This is a genomic window from Providencia sp. PROV048, assembly GCF_033688165.1.
Classification (GTDB): domain Bacteria; phylum Pseudomonadota; class Gammaproteobacteria; order Enterobacterales; family Enterobacteriaceae; genus Providencia; species Providencia hangzhouensis.
Map to the genome: position 1 here is coordinate 1500269 of NZ_CP096360.1, position 15202 is coordinate 1515470.

At 40.8% G+C, this 15202-nt stretch carries 14 protein-coding genes; 6 read left to right on the forward strand and 8 right to left on the reverse strand.

Translation table 11 applies throughout. The features are described 5' to 3' along the window. Positions 1–8: 8 nt before the first annotated feature. The 3 genes from M1F26_RS06455 to hemP all read right to left on the reverse strand — a co-directional run bounded on the left by M1F26_RS06455 (position 9) and on the right by hemP (position 2632). Positions 9–2027: a TonB-dependent hemoglobin/transferrin/lactoferrin family receptor gene (locus tag M1F26_RS06455; protein WP_140170951.1), complete on the reverse strand. Its 2019-nt coding sequence runs from the start codon at positions 2025–2027 to the stop codon at positions 9–11. A 52-nt stretch (positions 2028–2079) separates the two neighbouring features. Then, complete coding sequence (locus tag M1F26_RS06460) at positions 2080–2358, reverse strand: hypothetical protein (protein ID WP_140170949.1); 279 nt, start codon at positions 2356–2358, stop codon at positions 2080–2082. 100 nt (positions 2359–2458) lie between these two features. Further along, a complete protein-coding gene (gene hemP / locus M1F26_RS06465; protein WP_004912942.1) occupies positions 2459–2632 on the reverse strand; it encodes a hemin uptake protein HemP in 174 nt (57 codons plus the stop codon). A gap of 209 nt (positions 2633–2841) precedes the next feature. Between hemP and M1F26_RS06470 the strand changes: the two genes are divergently transcribed. Beyond that, positions 2842–3471 (forward strand): NAD(P)H-binding protein, encoded by a 630-nt coding sequence (locus tag M1F26_RS06470; RefSeq protein WP_140170948.1) that lies wholly within the window; start codon positions 2842–2844, stop codon positions 3469–3471. Positions 3472–3774: 303 nt separating this feature from the next. On the opposite strand, the gene M1F26_RS06475 is transcribed toward M1F26_RS06470, so the two are convergent. The 5 genes from M1F26_RS06475 to M1F26_RS06495 form a co-directional block, all read right to left on the reverse strand. Beyond that, on the reverse strand, positions 3775–4719 hold the full coding sequence (locus tag M1F26_RS06475) for a DUF1177 domain-containing protein (protein WP_140170946.1): 945 nt from the start codon (positions 4717–4719) through the stop codon (positions 3775–3777). Then, on the reverse strand, positions 4719–5444 hold the full coding sequence (gene pepE / locus M1F26_RS06480) for a dipeptidase PepE (RefSeq protein ID WP_140170944.1): 726 nt from the start codon (positions 5442–5444) through the stop codon (positions 4719–4721). The genes M1F26_RS06475 and pepE overlap by 1 nt, the downstream gene beginning before the upstream one ends. Next, positions 5437–6642: an aminotransferase class V-fold PLP-dependent enzyme gene (locus tag M1F26_RS06485; protein WP_140170943.1), complete on the reverse strand. Its 1206-nt coding sequence runs from the start codon at positions 6640–6642 to the stop codon at positions 5437–5439. Before M1F26_RS06485 ends, pepE begins: the two co-directional genes overlap by 8 nt. Before the next feature lie 17 nt (positions 6643–6659). Continuing rightward, positions 6660–8288 carry an OPT/YSL family transporter gene (locus tag M1F26_RS06490; RefSeq protein ID WP_140170941.1) on the reverse strand — a complete coding sequence of 543 codons (1629 nt, stop codon included), beginning with the start codon at positions 8286–8288 and terminating at the stop codon, positions 6660–6662. Between the two features lie 63 nt (positions 8289–8351). Continuing rightward, positions 8352–9065: an IclR family transcriptional regulator gene (locus M1F26_RS06495; protein WP_004261689.1), complete on the reverse strand. Its 714-nt coding sequence runs from the start codon at positions 9063–9065 to the stop codon at positions 8352–8354. 494 nt (positions 9066–9559) lie between these two features. Here M1F26_RS06495 and galE point away from each other — a divergent pair, with 494 nt between their 5' ends. The 5 genes from galE (at position 9560) to M1F26_RS06520 (ending at position 15110) form a co-directional block, all read left to right on the forward strand. Next, positions 9560–10585 (forward strand): UDP-glucose 4-epimerase GalE, encoded by a 1026-nt coding sequence (galE, locus tag M1F26_RS06500; protein ID WP_112307228.1) that lies wholly within the window; start codon positions 9560–9562, stop codon positions 10583–10585. Between the two features lie 12 nt (positions 10586–10597). Next, positions 10598–11662 (forward strand): UDP-glucose--hexose-1-phosphate uridylyltransferase, encoded by a 1065-nt coding sequence (locus M1F26_RS06505; protein ID WP_140170939.1) that lies wholly within the window; start codon positions 10598–10600, stop codon positions 11660–11662. 68 nt (positions 11663–11730) lie between these two features. Further along, entirely contained in the window at positions 11731–12885 is a 1155-nt protein-coding gene (gene galK / locus M1F26_RS06510; RefSeq protein WP_140170937.1) for a galactokinase, read from the forward strand. A gap of 35 nt (positions 12886–12920) precedes the next feature. Then, positions 12921–13952 carry a galactose-1-epimerase gene (galM, locus tag M1F26_RS06515; RefSeq protein ID WP_140170935.1) on the forward strand — a complete coding sequence of 344 codons (1032 nt, stop codon included), beginning with the start codon at positions 12921–12923 and terminating at the stop codon, positions 13950–13952. A gap of 153 nt (positions 13953–14105) precedes the next feature. Beyond that, positions 14106–15110 carry a substrate-binding domain-containing protein gene (locus M1F26_RS06520; protein ID WP_004261677.1) on the forward strand — a complete coding sequence of 335 codons (1005 nt, stop codon included), beginning with the start codon at positions 14106–14108 and terminating at the stop codon, positions 15108–15110. Positions 15111–15202 lie beyond the last annotated feature (92 nt).

Genomic DNA, 15202 nt, shown 5'->3' on the forward strand with positions numbered 1-15202 from the left:
TGTGTGAATTACCATTGGAAGCTGACAAGCAGCTTGGCATTACGTCCATCTTGAGGAATGCCTTGTGATGAGTAGTATTCTTTATCAAATGCATTACCTAATACGACACTGGTTCCTAACCCTTTGAGCTGCCCGTCACCTTGGTAGCTGACGTAGAAGTCATGTACGGCATAGCCCGCTTGAGGGGTGGCTTTAGTGGCTTTATTGAAGTCAGTATGGCGCGTAAACTCGCCTAACCAGCCCACTGAAAAACCGCTATTGGCAACAGGAATAGAGAGGTTACTGGTGAATGACTCTGGTTTGATGGAAGTGATTGATTCACCGTTATATTCGTTTTTGCCCGTGGTACGGTTATAGGCTAAGTTCCATCTGAAATAGTCTGTTTTATAATCCAAAGATGCATCTACGCCCCAAATTTTGGCGCGTTTTGTATTGATTGATGTGGTGTAATTGTTTTCTGGATTTCTAAAATCAGGCTCAGGGGTGACATAGGTATTGATATAGTCTTTGGCTTTGGTATCAAAGTAGCTGGCTTTGAATTGCAGGTTGTCTCTTTCCATTAATAAGTCATTGAAACGCAGGCCAAATCCATATTCCGCAGTACGGGTGCTTTCAGGTTTTAAATTTGGATTTGGACGCCATTTATTAAAGATTGGCCCTATTGGGAAATGGACTTCATCGTTGTACATCTCCATCATGGTTGGCGCGCGGAAGGCTTCAGAGTACGATGCAAACAACATTGACCACTCTGTTGGTGTGATGCTGACCGCCCCTTTAGATGACCATTTGCCTTCTTTGGTTTCATCATTACCTTTGGCTTTCGATTTGTAATGGTCATAGCGCGTGCCGACAATAAATGAAACAGGCAAATCTTTTAGGCTAATTTCATCTTGTAAAAATCCAGATGCAAAGGTGATTTCTGCATCAGGGAACTGGGTTGTGTTGGCATAAGGTGTCTGTTTTTGCTGATAAGCTTCACTGCCATACGTTAAGTTATGGGCAGCGAGAGGGAAATCATAGAAATTGGTTTTGTTATCAACCTTCATCCCATAAGTTTTCTGTGTCCTGCCCTCGTAAGGGGTGCCTTGACCTTTAGCCGTAATATTGACCTCAGAATAATAGGGTGTCACTGTCAGGTTAAGCCAATCTTGCGAAGATGGCTTTAAGTTGTAAGTGGCTTGCGCATCGCGTTGACGCGTTGTGCGGTTCACTTTTAAGTTTTTACTGGTACTGGTGATTTGTTGTGGGTTTTTCGGCTCATTGGCATCATTATTATAATAACGCACTTGGCCTGAAAGCTTTTGTGCATCATCGATTTGCCATGTTCCTTTTGCCAGCAGGTTACCAATGGTTTCCTTGTTTTTCATGTCATCGCCATTACTCATGCGGACATTACCGGTTTCTTTCGTGACAAAGCTGAATAGCCCATCAAGGTTATCACTACGGCCAAACGCAGTGCCGCCGAAACCGAAGCTATGATCGCCAGTAGCGGCTTCGGTAAAGACACGGAAACCGTGGTCTTGGCCTTCACGTAATAAGTCTTTGGCATCAACGGTTTCCCAAGCAATCACACCGCCCATGGCACCACTGCCGTAGAGTAGGGCAGAAGGGCCACGGATAATTTCAACTTGCTTAATCAGAGCAGGGTCGATAAAGGTGCCATTGACATGGCCTGTATCTGTGCCTTGGCGAATACCATCCACTAAGGTCAAAATGCCGCGTCGATCAAACCCGCGCATATAAATATCTTGCCCATTTGCACGGCTGGTACCGGTGACACCAATCCCGGGAACTTTACGTAAAATGTCATTGACAGTGCTGGCCGTTTGCGTTTCAGGTGAATTATTTTTGATCACCGTGACCATCATCGGGGTTTCGAAGCTGTCACGTTCGCTACCTGTCGCATAGACAGTCATCACATCATGATGATTTTTTTTTGGTGATGGTTCTGTTGTTTGTGCTTGAGCACTTGCTATCACGCCTAAGATGGCACTGGTTAGGACTGACATTCGCAAAACAGGGGACATAATTGTGATACTCCATATAGTTTTTATCTGTATTAAGCAGAGTGAATTCGTATTAATTGATAGCGATGTATTGGTCTGGAGGACCTGAATTCGGTATGACACAGGAAAAATTGCATGTAAGCGGTGTCTGAACATAGCAAGAGGAGTAAACAACTAATGAAGGTATAAAGCTGAGGTAATAGTCAGTAACTGGTTGGTGTTCAGCAGGACTATTTGGGATGCGGCACATTAACGCTACCGCTGCGCGATAGTCAGGTATCGAGTGGCTATCCTTGCTGATTCGATATTTAGTGGCACAAATGTGAAATACAGACGTCAGTTTAAACTCCATAAGAAACCTTTTCCTATGTTTAGATTAAGCTGGCTGCCTGGATAATTGACCTAGGTGGCTTGCGAATTAAGTTTTGGTGCGACTTACTTTGGGTACGGTTTTACTTAGTTAAGATCAACTTACCTGTACGCGTTTGTCTCAATTGATAAAGTTCGCCATTATGTTGAATTGAGACCTTACCGGCAGGGCCCAATAATTGTTGGCTTTCTATCACGTCAGTTTTAACGGTTTGTTTTGCCGTTTCGACGGTATTTTCTGCAACTGGGGCTGTCATATTATTTACCATACTAAGTTTGTTGATAATCGAAATGATATTGATAATGATTATCTTTAGAATGATTGCTAATATCAAGCAATTTTCACAATCAAACAACAAAAGAGCCACAAACAACTAAGTTAGTACGAAAAAACAGCATGAATCTAGTGGAAGCCCACTGACAAGGCTATAATTGAATTTCTCCATTCATTGCATGGGTGAATAAAATGAAAATATTACTGTTAGGCGCGACAGGGCTTGTGGGAAGTCATGTTTTATCCTTGGCTCTTGCAGACTCTCGTGTGACTCAGGTGATAGCACCAACACGACATGCATTAGCAGAACATGAGAAATTACAAGCACCTATTGTAGATTTTAATCATCTGCCTGATGAGGCTGCATTATGGGAAGTCGATGCTGTGATTTGCGCGCTCGGCTCAACCCTCAAAGCCGCTGGTTCAAAGGCGGCATTTCGTCAAGTGGACTACACCTATCCTTTAACCTGTGCAAGGCTAGCCAAAAAATGGGGCTGCCCGACATTTGTATTGACTTCTGCTTTGGGGTCAAACGCTAAGTCACCTTTTTTCTATAGTCGAGTGAAAGGGCAGCTTGAACAAGATTTAATGTCACTGGGTTTTGATTCTTTAACTTTAGTTCGCCCGAATGTGATTAGTGGTGAGCGTGAGCATACGCGTTTGGGTGAAGTCGTTGTGATCCGTATTATTTCCTGTCTATCATCTATATTGCCCGCGAGCTGCCAAGTTAGCCCCGCAACAAATATTGCGAAAGCATTATTTGAGGCTGCAATAAATCCCACTAAAGGGGTTCATGTTATTTCATCTAAACAGCTTATATAGCACTGGCTAGTTCATTTTTGTTGGTTATGTTGTTTTTTTGTTTCACACACAAAAGCTTCAATTTTATGATGCCTGAAATGCTAACCGATTTAGGAATTACAAAAGTTAATATAGGGTTGGTAAACATACTGATTGATGACAAACATATTATGTTTGGCGGCAAGTCTAATAGTTTATTGAAAATAAACTAGGAAAATCAATTTATTGATTTTTGGCTGATGACACAAAATGGGAAAAACCACGTTTTATCCCGCTTTGTCAACAACCTAAAGCCCACAAATGTGGGCTTTTACTCTTCGAAGGTTACCCCTGAATCTGTGCTAATGAACCGTATAAATCATAAAGTGTTTCATATTCATCTTGCTGATAAAATCGAATTTTATCCCAACAAAATTGCTTAGCGACTTCCACGGTAAAGCGTGTGGCATCGATTAACTCACTTTCATAACTTGCACCTGTTTCACTACCGGGGACAATCGATTTAGCCGTAATGGCAAGGCCAACAACAGGTGCCTGTGTTGCAATATGCGGTTGCATTATAGAATTAAAGTGATAAACACCGTTATCATAAGGAGAAATATCTTGTGTGGTGATAGGAAACGTCTTTGCCACATCTCCTGTTGCATACTCCAGTAAGCGAACTAAATCAGGTGCGACGCGTAAAATATAGCCTTGCATAGCCGTGGGAGAAATCGCAATCCCTCGGTGCTTAATGATGTTGTTTCCCTTTGATGTATCGATGGATAAAATAGCATCCATCTGTTTATCGACTTCATATTGGTTCATGGTATTAGATGAAACTGGCATCCCCATAAAATCGACAGGGTCATGAGGAGTAATCGAAACATGCGTGGCGATATGAGAGCTAATTATTACGTCCCCTTTGAGGCTCTGTCCCTTTGCCGCCATATCCAACAATTTCATCGCGCTGGCAAAAGCGACAATTGACCCATCAGCATCAGAAACTATTCCAATACGATTCGGTTGTGCCTGTTGTGCACCTAAACGACCGATAATGCCTAAAGTCGGGTAAGTGCCTCCACGGTGTTTGCCCTCAGAGCCTGGGATTAATACTTTTATAAAATGGCATAACTGACTTGTATCCTCTGGGGATTCATAAGGAATAGAAGTAACAGTGATGATGGCATCATTTGAGCCAACAGAATGAAGTAGCGCTGCCATTTTTTCGCCATCAACATCAGGGGTGTCTAATAAGTCATAAACTTGGCTTAGATAATTCAAAGACATTATTGCACTCCTTTAATAATATTTAATTTGAATGGCTTGTTGGTAGCAATTTCTTCAATCTTATTAGGTCCTCGTAACCATAGGGCATTTTGCTCACCTAAAATGGTGCCATGGCCGTTTTCAATAAATAATGCAGTTCCTTCATATAGTGCGATCAATTCTTCCATGGGGTTAATCGTTAAAAACTCATTTAATCTCTCTTCACGACTTTCCCCATTATAACCAATTGGTTTACCAGAAATAAAATGCGGGTTAATTTGAAATGGGCAAATATTCAGCGCACTAAATGTAGGGGGTTGGACAATTGGCATATCATTGGTGGTGCGAATACTCGGTGTTGCAACATTACTGCCTGCACTCCATCCCATATAGGGAATGCTTTCATATTTAACTCGTTGTGAAATCAGCTCCACTATGTTGGCATCATATAGGCGTTTTAATAAGGCAAAGGTATTTCCGCCGCCAATAGCAATCGCTTGTGCTTGTTTAACTGCCGCAACAGGGTCGCTAAAGTGATGAATTGATGTTAATTCATAACCTAAAGCATTAAATACTGGTTTTACAATTGCTTCAAAATCATCAAAACTGAATGTAACTGCGGCATAAGGAATAAATAGAATATTTTGTTTTTCATGTTGTAATAAACGATGGATTTGTTCGCCCGCATGTTGTAAATAATTCATATTCCCCATACGTGAACTACTCATTAATAACGCATTAGTCATTGCTATATTCCTTTTTGATTTTTTTTATTGAATTAATTAATAAATCGATTTCTTTTCCACTATTAAAATAATGAAGTGATAAGCGGGCCATTTTTTCTATTTGATAGAACTTTAAAATAGCGGTTGCCATAAAGTGACCTGATTCAATAATGATATTTTTAGCTTCTAATTTTTGCATTAATACATCAGAGGGGATTCCGTTAATATTAAATGGAATTATTCCTATTCGCTGGTGGCTATTATTAGGGCCATAAATTTCGACACCAGAAAGTTGAGATAATTGCTGCATCGCATATTGAGTGAGTGTTTGGTTGCGAGTCTCAATTTGTTCAATACCGATATTTACAGCATAGTCTAAAGCCGAATCTAAACTAATAATGGCCGGAACATTTGGGCAGCCCGCTTCAAAGCGTTTTGCTGTTTGAGGCAGAATAACGTCTCCTGTTTGTGGGTCAATTGAGCTATTCCACCAACCGACCAGTGTGGGGGTTAATGATGGTACCAATGATTCACGAACAAACAGAATTCCACTGCCTTCTATCGCTCTTAACCCTTTTCGGCCACATGATGACATAAAGTCACATTGCCATTTTTGAACATTAACGTTATACATTCCAATGGCTTGTGAAGCACTAATATGGCTAAGTACACCATGCTTTCTGGCTATATCACAAATAGCCTGCACAGGTTGAATTACCCCAGTTATGTTAGATAGCGCAACGAAACTGATGAGCTTTGTCTTAGAGGTTATCGCTTGCTCGATAGATTCAGGTGAAAGGACACCATAGCTATCCGCACTCACCTTAATAATTTTTATTCCTTTTTCATGCGCTAACAGTTGCCAAATTGCAATATTGCTGAGCATCTCAGTATCCGGAATTATCACTTCATCGCCAGCTTGCCAAGAAATACCTCTAGCAATCAAGCTGATAGATTCTGTGCCATTTTTAGTAAATGCAATTTCACTGGGCTTTGCACCGATAAATGCGGCCAATTTTTGTCGACAAATTTCAACTTGCTCATAGGTTTGCTTGCGGAAGCTCGGTAAATAAGTCCCTTGCTCTGCGGTTTTATCAAGATAGCGCTTTACTGCGTCTATTATCGGTTTTGGCGGTGGCGCAGCGGCTCCCGTATCAAAATAAGCGTAATGTTGTGAAACTAGAGTGTCTTTTTGCACTTGCGACCAGATATTCGTCATTATTATTCCCTATAAAGTTATTTAGCCCAGAAGGAAAGCAGTTTCGCTTTGAGGGTTGGCAGGAATGCTTTAGCCGTGGAGTAAAGAGCATCGCCAGCAATAAGCCCACCAGCGAAAGTTGAAATTTTATCGGAACTGATATTGAAGAAACGCTCAATGATAATTCGAACCGCGAGTGCAGTAAGAACCGTCCAACCTGCAATAGGGTAGTTAATCATCAAGCCAGTTGAGAAGAGTACGCCAATCTGGTTTTTAGCACCGCCAATTAACTGAATGATGGCACCCGGTATGGCCCACAATAACAACATCATTGCCACATTTGAGGAGCTTCCTGCTTGGATCGTAGCAGCATAAAGCCTTGATGCAGGAACGATTTTGTCTTGTTCGAAATAAAAATCGTAGGTAAGTGCAACCACCACCAAGGCGCAGCAAAAACCGATAATAGCGGCAAAATATTGTTGTTTTCTCCCATAATGTTCTGCAGATTGGTTTTTACCATAACCGCGGATCATAAACCCCGTTTTTAGGTCAAAACCCATATCGGCAAAAGCAGGGCCTGTCGCGGCACAAAACCCAACTAAAACGGCCAATGCTTCGGGGGGAAACCCCAGTAAAATACCAATCATCAATGAGATAAGAGCTGCTGCAGTTGCAGGAAACCAGCCAGAATGCATCGCAGCCATACCTACAATCATCTCTTGGATTAAAGCGGCTAAGGTCGCAAAAATGAGGAATCCAATAAGTTGTGGCAATGTCATAGTGACAAATATTTGACTAATAAATGTGAGTGCTAATGCGGTTAAAAAGTAGAACGTTGCCCCTTTGATTAAGGTTGACTTGATACGTTTGCTACTTTGGCGTAATTCATCACTATCTTCGCTTTGTTGCTGACTATCTTTCTTGTTGCGAAATACAATGGCTCCGATTTGGATTAATGCGACGATACCTGCACCAATCATCACACCGTGTGGGACATAGTTTTCATATAAATTATAAGTAATTAGCCCTGACTCAGAAAAACCGCGAATGAGAAGTCCAACAGCAAACATGAATAACGCGAAAATACTGCCAATCAACGCGATCCCTGCGGATGCCATTGGGATACCAAAACCTGCACCGATGGCTCCAGCAGCAAAGCCTGTCAGCAATGCGCCAAGCCGCTTTCCACCTTTATTTCCTGCCCACAAAGTTTCTGCTGTGGCAACACCGGCAGGCCAAGATGCACTGGCAGGATAGGCGCGGGTATTAAACAAGCCATATAAAATCGTGCCATCAATGATAATCGCAACGAAAGCTCCAGCCATCATCGGATAAATTAATTCAGGCATACTCAATACCCAAGGCACACCAATGGCTACTATTAAACCATTTGCTGCAGCAAAGGTTGCTGCAGAGATGCTAGTTTGAATTAAATTTTGCGCATCGATAAATTTAAATGATGCAAAAATAGAAAGTGGGACACGAGATAATAAAATGGCGAGAACAGCACCGATAATTGATGTGTTTGCGGAGATACCTAGTGTGACAATAATCTGAATACCAATAATAGCACCAACAAAAGATAATATAATTATTGCGATGAGTAATGCTGGAGAAAAAATAGATACACGTACCTCAGTATCATTTTTATCATGAGATATATTCATAGAGTTACCTATTTTATTTTAATAATTAATAACTGCTTTTTATCTTATTATTTCACCATGGATTTAAAATATGGTAGATAATTTACTGGCTGTGGATTTTAATAATGGATAATACTCGGTTAAATTTTTACTTTGGCTTGATGCTGCAATGCATAACGAGCCTAATACCCCTTTTTCAAAAGAAAATATAGGAACGGATAACCCTTGTGTTCCTGCTAAATAAGCTTCTTTTGAATATGCATATCCTTCTTCAGCATAGAGACTTAATTGCTTTTTTAATAAGGTGTTATTTTGCAAATTATGTTTAGAAAGATATTCATCAATATATGAAATATCCATTGAGCTTAAAATGATTTGTGTAAATGGGGCTTCATGCAAGCTCAACGCTTCTCCTTCTTTAGATGTAAAGCGGATAAGATGGTCACTTTCTAAAATGAAATTACAAATAGCGATATCATTGTAACGGCGATAAATAAATATGGTTTCATGTGTTTTATCAGCGAGAGGGCGTAAGTAGTCACTCGCTAATTGTGAAAACTGGCGTGTGTTATTGGCTAAATGACCGATTTCAATACACCGCAAGCCTAATAAATATTCTTTATTTTTATTTTTTTGTAAGAAACCTTGCTCTTCTAGAATATTAAAACCCCGCTGTACGACGGAAGGGCTCTTATCAAGATGACGAGCTAACTCACGTACTCCCCATATGGGCTTGTTGATTGAAAAGTAATCTAACAAGGTTAATACGAAACCAGCAGATTGTAGTCGGTTATTCATAGCTTCCCCTGTTTATAATTAGTTGAATTAGCACTATTGTTATATTTTTGTTCCTTATGCGGGAACAGTGTGCCGTTTGGTAATACAAACATATTTAGATGAAACAATATGCAAAGTAAATGATTTGTTGCATCTGTGTTAAGTAGGTCACTAAAACAGTTCTTATCATTTATCTTTTTTTTCTTGCTTTCTCTATAACCATTTGAAGTTAATCTATTTTTTTTAGTCTTTAGCTGTTCCTACTAGCGAAACAATCAAAAGGACGGAAATGGATAAATGAGTTATTGGTGAAAACAGGAGAATTTGTTTACCTTGAATGATCTTTTCCTGATGCGATTTATTTATGTGAGAAATAGATTATTTTATATTTTTGTGTAAACGTTTACACTAAGTCGAGGTTGATCACAGAATCTTATCTAAACTCGTTGTTATACTTGGTAGCAATGACAAGTTGGAAGACAGAATGCAATTTAAGCAGTATTGGGGGAAGAGAGATGCAACAGGTTGAAATTCTCGTTACAGGCGGGCTCGGGTATATCGGTAGTCATACTTGTGTTCAATTGATAAAGGCTGGGCTATCACCAGTTATTATTGATAATTTGTGTAATGCAAAGCTAGAAGTGCTTAATCGTATTGAAAGATTAACCGGTATGCGCCCAGTATTTTATCAGTGTGATGTTCGAAATGAGCAACAGCTAGCCCACATTTTTTCTTCTCATCAATTTCATTCAGTTATTCATTTTGCAGGGCTAAAAGCGGTTGGTGAATCAGTAGAAAACCCCCTTAAATACTATGATGTTAATTTCAATGGGACATTGGTATTAATGCGCTGTATGCAGGAAGCGAACGTGAAAAGTTTGATTTTTAGTTCGTCAGCAACAGTATATGGCGAGCCCAGTCGTTTACCTATCACCGAAGAGTTCCCAACGGGTAATACGCAAAGCCCTTATGGCACCAGCAAGTATATGGTTGAGCGTTGTTTATCTGATTTATTTCACTCAGACCCGTCATGGTCATTAACATTATTACGTTATTTCAACCCAGTAGGTGCTCATCCATCGGGTTTGATGGGAGAAGACCCACAAGGGATCCCCAATAATTTAACACCTTATATTACCCAAGTTGCAGTAGGGAAAAGAGAAAAATTGGTGATTTATGGAAACGATTACCCTACGGTGGATGGGACGGGGGTTCGGGATTATATTCATGTCATGGATTTAGCTGATGGCCATGTTGCTGCTCTACAAAAGGTTGGTAATCAAGCAGGGTTACATTGCTACAATTTGGGTACGGGGAACGGCACCAGTGTTTTGCAAATGTTACATGCATTTGAAAAAGCAGTTGGAAAAGCCATTCCTTATGTGATTGAACCACGTCGTGCTGGGGATATTGCGGAATACTGGTCAACACCAGAAAAAGCGCACCATGAACTAGGATGGCAAGCGGAGCGAACTCTTGAGGATATGGCGACTGACAGTTGGCGCTGGCAATCAAATAATCCCAATGGTTATGAAGTTTAGGAGATGCATGAGATGAATATTTTGCCTTTTAACCCTTCGGATTGCCCTCATCGTCGCTATAATCCATTAACGGGCCAATGGGTGTTAGTGTCTCCCCATCGAGCAAAACGCCCGTGGAGCGGTAAAGATGAAAAGTCATCAATAGAAGATTTACCTCAGTATGATGCACACTGCTTTCTTTGCCCAGGTAATACAAGGGTTTCAGGGGAGGTCAATCCTAACTACCAAGGGACTTATGTATTCCAAAATGACCATGGTGCATTATTAGCACAACCCTGTGCCCAACCAGATAATCAATCTGAGTTGTTTCAATCACAATCGGTGAGTGGTGTTAGCCGAGTGATCTGTTTCTCTCCTGATCACAGTAAAACACTGCCAGAGCTGTCTGTGCCTGAACTTGAAGGCGTTATCGAAACATGGCAGCAACAAATCGCCGAATTAAGTGAACACTATGCTTGGATTCAAGTTTTTGAAAATAAAGGAGAAATAATGGGGTGCTCTCAACCTCATCCTCATGGACAAATTTGGGCTAGTGATTTTTTACCCAATGAAATTGCACGTAAGGACCACTTTCTCGCGCAATATTATCAACGTCATGACCGTAATTTATTAATTGATTATATTAAAGCAGAACAACAAGATGGCTCACGGATTGTTGTTGAAACTCAAGAGTGGATTGCACTTGTCCCTTATTGGGCGGCTTGGCCATTTGAGACGCTGTTACTACCAAAACAACATATTCGCCGCATGGATGAAATGAATGAAGTCATTCGCGCAGACCTTGCTATAGCGCTAAAAAAACTCACAAGTCGCTACGATAACCTATTTCATTGCTCTTTCCCTTATTCAATGGGATGGCACTTTGCGCCTTTTATGAATGAAAGCCAAAGTATCGAACATTGGCAATTACATGCTTTATTTTATCCACCATTACTGCGCTCAGCGACGGTGAAAAAATTCATGGTGGGGTATGAAATGTTAGCTGAAACTCAGCGAGACCTGACACCAGAACAGGCCGCACAACGTTTACGTGATGTGAGTGACTGCCATTATAAACAAAGTCAAACTACTAAATAATTCATCAAATTATAATTAACTTAGCTGTTTGCTGGGTTAACCAAATTACGCATTAAGGATAATTAAAAATGGAAACGTTAAAGCAAACTGTTGCCTCGTCGTTTGAAAAAACCTTTGGTTATCAACCTGAAATTTATGTTCAAGCGCCGGGGCGAGTGAATATTATCGGTGAACATACGGATTATAATGATGGCTTTGTTTTGCCTTGTGCGATTGATTACCAAACGATGACCGCAGCGGCTAAACGTGATGATCGTATCATCCGAGTCGTTGCGGCTGACTACCATAATGAATGTGACGAATTCAGTTTGGATAGCGAAATTGCATTTTTGCCTGAAAAAATGTGGGCAAACTATATTCGCGGTGTCGTGAAGTTTCTCTTACAAAAAGGGCTTTTATTCAATGGTTGCGATATTGCAGTCAGTGGTAATGTGCCGCAAGGCGCGGGGTTAAGTTCTTCAGCCTCACTCGAAGTTGTGATTGGACAAACACTTAAGGCTTTGTATCAATTAGATATTAGCCAGCAAGATATCGCGCTTAATGGCCAACAAGCTGAGAACCAATTTGTTGGTTGTAACTGCGGTATTATGGACCAACTGATTTCAGCGTGTGGTGATGAAGGCCATGCTCTATTGATTGATTGCCGCAGTTTGGCCCTATTTCCTATTTCCATACCTGATGATCTGGTTGTGATGATTATCAATTCAAACAAGCAACGAGGCTTAGTTGGGAGTGAATACAATACACGCCGCCAACAATGTGAAGAAGCTGCCAATTTGTTTGGAGTGAAAGCGTTGCGCGATGTCACATTTGATGATTTTTTGCAGCAGCAACACCAGTTATCTCCTGTCGTTGCCAAGCGAGCCAAACACGTGATCAGTGAGAACGAGCGTACTTTGGCGGCAGCAAAAGCATTAACGCAAAATGATTTATTGCAACTAAGCGAATTAATGGCGCAGTCACATATTTCCATGCGTGATGATTTTGAAATCACAGTTAAAGAAATTGATACTTTAGTGGATATCGTTAAGTCCGTTTTAGGTGTTCAAGGTGGGGTACGTATGACCGGAGGGGGCTTTGGCGGCTGTGTGGTTGCACTGATGCAGCAGCAATGTGTTCAACCAGTGATTGACGCGGTAGAAGCGCAATACCAGAAAGCGACAGGTTTACAAGCCGATATTTATGTATGCCAACCTAGCTCAGGTGCGAGTGTGGTAAGTTAAAACCAAATTAATAAATTGAAAAAAGTTGATATAACATGCTGTTTAATCAAGAAAAAAATCAGACGCCCAAAGTCGTAGAGTTAACCAATAAAAATGACATGAAAATTGTCCTGACAAGTTTAGGGGCAAGCTGGGTAAGTTGTATTTTGCCGCTAATACATGGGAGACGAGATGTTGTTCTAGGTTCACCAAATATGGATAAACAAAAGGAACAAGACGTGTATTTGGGCGCGACAGTCGGGCGCGTAGCTAACCGTATAGCGAATGCACGTTTTTCTATTCATGGTGAAAATTATTCAGTGTCAGCCAATCAAGAGCCGCATTGTTTACATGGTGGGCAGGACAATTTTAGTTATCGGATTTGGGCCATATCACAGCCTAGTACTCAACAGGCTATTTTTTCACTCATTTCACCCGACGGTGACCAAGGTTTTCCCGGGGAATTGAAAGTTGAGGTAAGTTATGAATTAACGGATGAAAATCAAGTGATTATCCGTTATAAGCACCAAGCTACAAAGGCCTGTCCTGTAAACCTAACCAACCATACTTATTTTAATTTGGCGGGTGAAGGTAGTGAAAAGACAGCGCTAGATCATGCTCTTACGATTTACAGTGACTGTTATTTACCCACAGATAAAGCAGGGATCCCTAGCGGAGAGTGGCGTAATGTCACTGGTAGTTATTTTGATTTTCGCCAAAGCAAACTCATTGGCCGTGACTTTCTACAAGATCACGACCAAATTTCTGCTGGGGGATATGACCACACTTTTATGCTAGATGCAGCCCGTATTGATGGGCGGCAAACGGTGGCATCGTTGAGTGCTCCTGAGGGAGACGTAAAGATGAATATTTCTACAACGATGCCCTCTATGCAGTTGTATACAGGGAATTATTTAGTTTCAGTTGCGGGTAAAACTAAATCTTATACGCCTTTTTCTGGGGTTGCATTTGAAACACAGTTTCCACCTGATGCTGTTAATCATCCTGAATGGGGAGAACGATACAGCCCGATTTCACAGCCTAATCAAATTTATTGTAGTGAAACCTGCTATCAATTTATTTTCTAAATCTATATATGATTAACACCGCATCTAAGCGGTGTTTTCTTTTTTGCACGATAAACCCATTATTTTACTTTAAATAATTTTAATATGCGTTATGCCATTGTTTTTAATTCTAGCTCATTGTTTAATAAGCCATCCTAATTGTAGAGGTGCACAATGGCGACAATCAAAGATGTGGCAAAAGAAGCCGGTGTTTCGGTTGCAACTGTTTCTCGAGTGATTAACCAATCACCGAAGGCAAGCCAAGCTTCTATTGCATCAGTAAAGAGTGCAATGAATAAGCTAGGTTATCGTCCCAATGCCGCTGCGCGAGCTCTTGTGAACCAAAGTTCAAATACCATTGGGGTGTTAGTTAACGATGTTTCCGACCCTTTTTTTGGCGTTATGGTCAAAGCCGTTGATGCCGTAGCGCATAAAAATGGTAAACATATTCTGATTTGTAATGGTTACCATAATGCCAAGGAAGAGCGCCAATCGATTGAGTTGTTGATTAACAACCGCTGTGATGCTTTGGTTATCCACTCTAAAGCCCTGGATGATGCTGAACTGCTTCAATATGCAAAAGAAGTCCCAAGTATGGTACTGATCAACCGCCATATTGATGAAATTGCAACCCGTTGTATTTCTTTAAATAACTACAAGGGCGCATATTTAGCGACAGAACATCTTATTCGACATGGGCACACTAAAATTGCGTACATTTCATCAAATCACCAAATTGAGGATGCGGTACAGCGTTTACAGGGTTATCGAGATGCGTTAAAAAATAATGGTATTCAACTGTCTGATAGTTATATTGAATATGGCGCTCCTTATGGGGAAGGTGGGGAGCAAGCGATGACTAACTTACTGATAAAATCACTCGAAATCACAGCGGTCGTGGGTTACAACGATTTTATGGCCGCGGGAGCCATCGCGGTATTAGATGAAAATGAAATTCACTCACCAGAACAGGTCTCGGTTATTGGTTTTGATGATGTGTTGATTGCCCGCTACATCCATCCACGCTTAACAACAATTCGTTATCCTATCCAAATGATGGCAGAAAAAGCCACACAACTAGCACTTTCTTTAGCGAGAGGGGAAAAAACGACAGGTGAAAGTTTGATTTACTCTCCGACATTGGTTCAACGTAATTCAGTTAGACCTTTGCACGCCTAAGTATTTTATAGGCCATAGCGTTACGAAAATAAGTGTAAACGTTTTCATTAATATTTGATGAACTTCACGAATTTATTAAAATATAGATTACT

Coding starts and splice junctions, on each gene's coding strand:
- galM (WP_140170935.1), top strand. CDS start 12,921: ATGCTGTTTAATCAAGAAAAAAATCAGACGCCCAAAGTCGTAGAGTTA.
- galE (WP_112307228.1), top strand. CDS start 9,560: ATGCAACAGGTTGAAATTCTCGTTACAGGCGGGCTCGGGTATATCGGT.
- M1F26_RS06455 (WP_140170951.1), bottom strand. CDS start 2,027: ATGTCCCCTGTTTTGCGAATGTCAGTCCTAACCAGTGCCATCTTAGGC.
- M1F26_RS06520 (WP_004261677.1), top strand. CDS start 14,106: ATGGCGACAATCAAAGATGTGGCAAAAGAAGCCGGTGTTTCGGTTGCA.
- galK (WP_140170937.1), top strand. CDS start 11,731: ATGGAAACGTTAAAGCAAACTGTTGCCTCGTCGTTTGAAAAAACCTTT.
- M1F26_RS06505 (WP_140170939.1), top strand. CDS start 10,598: ATGAATATTTTGCCTTTTAACCCTTCGGATTGCCCTCATCGTCGCTAT.
- M1F26_RS06475 (WP_140170946.1), bottom strand. CDS start 4,719: ATGTCTTTGAATTATCTAAGCCAAGTTTATGACTTATTAGACACCCCT.
- M1F26_RS06495 (WP_004261689.1), bottom strand. CDS start 9,065: ATGAATAACCGACTACAATCTGCTGGTTTCGTATTAACCTTGTTAGAT.
- hemP (WP_004912942.1), bottom strand. CDS start 2,632: ATGACAGCCCCAGTTGCAGAAAATACCGTCGAAACGGCAAAACAAACC.
- M1F26_RS06485 (WP_140170943.1), bottom strand. CDS start 6,642: ATGACGAATATCTGGTCGCAAGTGCAAAAAGACACTCTAGTTTCACAA.
- pepE (WP_140170944.1), bottom strand. CDS start 5,444: ATGACTAATGCGTTATTAATGAGTAGTTCACGTATGGGGAATATGAAT.
- M1F26_RS06490 (WP_140170941.1), bottom strand. CDS start 8,288: ATGAATATATCTCATGATAAAAATGATACTGAGGTACGTGTATCTATT.
- M1F26_RS06460 (WP_140170949.1), bottom strand. CDS start 2,358: ATGGAGTTTAAACTGACGTCTGTATTTCACATTTGTGCCACTAAATAT.
- M1F26_RS06470 (WP_140170948.1), top strand. CDS start 2,842: ATGAAAATATTACTGTTAGGCGCGACAGGGCTTGTGGGAAGTCATGTT.